Here is a 2991-nt window from a genome sequence, read left to right as displayed (position 1 = left end):
TATGCCTGGCGGCCATAGCGTTGTGGAACCACCTGACTCCATGCCGAACTCAGCAGTGAAACGCAACCGCGCCGATGATAGTGTGGCAGCTGCCATGTGAAAGTAGGTCACTGCCAGGCACCCAATTAAAAAGCCCGATACGAGAGTATCGGGCTTTTTCTGTTTCTGCGAGATGAACTGGCCACTGCCAGGCACACGAACTGAATAGGCCCGGATTTATTCGGGCAAGAGAAAGCCCCTTGTTCACGCAAGGGGCTTTTTTCGTTATTTGCCTTGCAGCAGGCCGGTGGCTGTGGCTTTCAGGTATTTCAGCAGCGCCTGTTGTGCAGGTATGGGTGTTTCACCTACTCGGCGCAATGCATAAAGCGACACCGTTAGTTTAGGCTCCAGTGGACGAGCCTGTACCTTGTCTGCACTTGTCATCAAGGCGGTAAAGGGATCGACCAAAGCCAAGCCCTGGCCAGCGGCAACCATTTGGCGAGCCAGCTGATAAGTTTGTACCCGGATACTGACGTTGACTGGCGGATTGAGTTCTCTGGTATGGTTGTGCAGCAAGCCTCCGAGGTTATCCCGGGCATCAAGGCCAATCAGGTTGGTGCCGGCAAGACTTTGACAACGAATGGGCTCAAGGCATTTTTCCTCACTCCACCAGCCGGGTGGAGCAATTGCCATCATTTGACTCTGTACCAATACGTCTGCTTTTAAGTCAGGGTGCTCAATTTTCTGTAGTGTCAGTCCGATATCGGCTTCTCGCAGTAGCAGTGACTGGATAATTTCCCTGGTGTGCTGAGTTGCCAATTCACACTCTGTATCAGGGTAATGCTTGCGCCAGCGTCCCAGTGCTTCAGGCAGCAAACCTTGTGCCAGTGTTGGCGTACAGATCAAGCGTAATGAAGAGGTACTGCCTCTACGAAGGCTGTCGGCCAGGCGACGAAGGTTTTGCAGATCTGATGATAATTGCTCTGTTGGTTGCTGCAGGATCCGTGCCTCTGCTGTTGGTTCCAGCTTGCCACGAACACGCCGAAATAGAGCAAAGCCCAGTTGCTGCTCGGCATGTTGCAGGCTTTTGCTGGCGGCTGGCTGTGAAATATGCAGCAGTTCTGCAGCTGCCGTCAGGCTGCCGGTTTGTAGTATGGCCTGAAACAACTCTATATGGCGTAAACGCATATCCCAAGCTCCTGTCAGTAAATACATAACCAAAGGTTATGGCTTACCCTGATCTTTTCATTTTTCGTTCTGTACGGCAATGCATATTCTGAGTGGGTTGAGTTTCCTGGGGGCAGATATGCGGGTTGCGATCATCGGTGGTGGGGTAGTGGGTCTGACCACAGCTTACGCATTGATAAATAAAGGGTATCAGGTTGATTTGTTCGAGCAGCGCGATGCTGTTGGCATGGAGACCAGCTTCGCCAATGGTGGGCAGCTAAGCTACCGTTATGTGACGCCACTGGCTGATGCTGGAGTGCCGTTACAGGCGCTGCGCTGGATGCTGAAAAAAGATGCTCCGCTGCGTTTTCAACCACGCATACATCCAGAGCAATGGCGATGGTGTTTGCGTTTTCTGCTGGCCTGCCGCCGCAGCGTCAACCGCTCCAATACTGAACACCTGCTGCGACTGGCGCTGTATAGCCAAACAATACTTCGTGACTGGCGAGAAGGTGATGGTCTGGATGGCTTCTCCTGGCGTGCCAATGGCAAACTTGTTGTTTATCGCGACAGCGCCAGCCTGAACAAGGCTGCCAGAAATACAGGTGAGTCCTCTTCTCAAAAAATACTGGATAGCCGGCAATGTGTAGAGACAGAGCCGGCCCTGGCCAGCCTCGAGCCTCAGTTGCAGGGGGGGATTTTTTCTCCGGGAGATGAGGTGGGAGACTGCTACCAGTTTTGTCAGCAGCTGCTACAGCGCCTGCATGGCCATGCCGGTTTTCGGCTACATAGCGGAAAACCGGTAAGCAAGTTGTGCCTGGAGCGTGGACAGATCCGCGCCTTGTCATTACCGGACGGGGATGTGAATGTGGAGCATCTGGTGGTTGCCGCCGGTATTGGCAGTGCTGCTTTACTGCGACCACTGGGCTTGAAGGTGTCGCTGTATCCTTTGAAGGGTTACAGCCTGACTCTGCCGGTAACTGATCATGCCACCGTTCCGGAAACGAATGTCACGGATTATGACCGCAAGATTGTATATGCCCGTCTGGGCGATCAGCTGCGTGTTGCTGCCATGGTGGACATCGGAGACTGGAGCACCGAGCTGGATGCCAGGAGAATCGCATCCTTGCGGCGTCAGGCTCAGTCATGCTTTCCGCTAGCGGGTGATTATCAGAGCGCCACTGCCTGGGCCGGCTTGCGCCCTGCCACCCCGGAAGGCACCCCCTTGCTGGGGGGCTGCGGCATTAATAATTTATGGCTTAATCTGGGGCATGGCAGCCTGGGTTTTACCCTGGCATGTGGCAGCGCCGCTGTATTGACGAACCTTATCAGTGGTGAGCCCACGGATATTTCTCTTGAGGGAATGCAGCTGGCTTCCTGAGTGTTTATTATTTTTTTTCAGTTTATTTGAATATGTCGTGTCATTAATCACACAGTGACTTGCATTGAATTTTCTGTTCGATGTAGTGAGTGATAAGCAAGAAGATGGTATTTGGAAAATAGCCTGAGGATATAAATATGGATATAAATAATTGTGGTGTGGTCAAGGTCTTTACCGGTGCGGTGACCGCTCTTCTTTTGAGTGCTCAGGTGGGTGCTGAGACACGTTATGTAACGATTGGCACAGGTGGACAGACAGGGGTTTATTATACTGCTGGGCAATCAGTATGCCGTTTTCTCAATAGAGATGCCGAGGAACATGACATCAAGTGTAATGCCAGGGCAAGAGCATACTTTGCTGTTAATTTAACCAAAGAATAATTGAGCCCGGTAATCGTCGTTCCAACTGGCCCGTTTCAGTTTGTTGCGTTGACTCGGTGAGCCACACTCGCTTTGCTTGAGGAT

2 protein-coding genes, 1 rRNA gene and 1 pseudogene are annotated in these 2991 nt (G+C 52.2%); 3 read left to right on the top strand and 1 reads right to left on the bottom strand.

Annotation, left to right across the window (positions count from 1 at the left end):
• Nucleotides 1-4: 4 nt before the first annotated feature.
• Nucleotides 5-119 (top strand): 5S ribosomal RNA (rrf, locus tag DA373_RS15890).
• A gap of 145 nt (nucleotides 120-264) precedes the next feature.
• Here rrf and DA373_RS15885 read toward each other — a convergent pair.
• Nucleotides 265-1167 (bottom strand): LysR family transcriptional regulator, encoded by a 903-nt coding sequence (locus tag DA373_RS15885; RefSeq protein WP_107853244.1) that lies wholly within the window; start codon nucleotides 1165-1167, stop codon nucleotides 265-267.
• Nucleotides 1168-1285: 118 nt separating this feature from the next.
• On the opposite strand from DA373_RS15885, the gene DA373_RS15880 reads away from it, so the two are divergent.
• Together DA373_RS15880 and DA373_RS15875 are read left to right on the top strand one after the other, a co-directional pair.
• Nucleotides 1286-2527, top strand: coding sequence for a D-amino acid dehydrogenase (locus DA373_RS15880; protein WP_107853245.1), 1242 nt, complete (start codon nucleotides 1286-1288; stop codon nucleotides 2525-2527).
• Nucleotides 2528-2664: 137 nt separating this feature from the next.
• Nucleotides 2665-2871, top strand: a pseudogene (locus DA373_RS15875) (hypothetical protein); the annotation flags it as partial.
• Between the last annotated feature and the right edge of the window lie 120 nt (nucleotides 2872-2991).

This window comes from Oceanimonas marisflavi (assembly GCF_003049725.1).
Lineage (GTDB): Bacteria > Pseudomonadota > Gammaproteobacteria > Enterobacterales > Aeromonadaceae > Oceanimonas > Oceanimonas marisflavi.
Note: the sequence above shows the minus strand (reverse complement) of the source record. Positions and strands in the feature narration are given on the sequence as shown.

What these genes read in the sequence shown, in the direction of transcription:
- DA373_RS15885 (WP_107853244.1), bottom strand. Translation starts at nt 1,167, where the DNA reads ATGCGTTTACGCCATATAGAGTTGTTTCAGGCCATACTACAAACCGGC.
- DA373_RS15880 (WP_107853245.1), top strand. Translation starts at nt 1,286, where the DNA reads ATGCGGGTTGCGATCATCGGTGGTGGGGTAGTGGGTCTGACCACAGCT.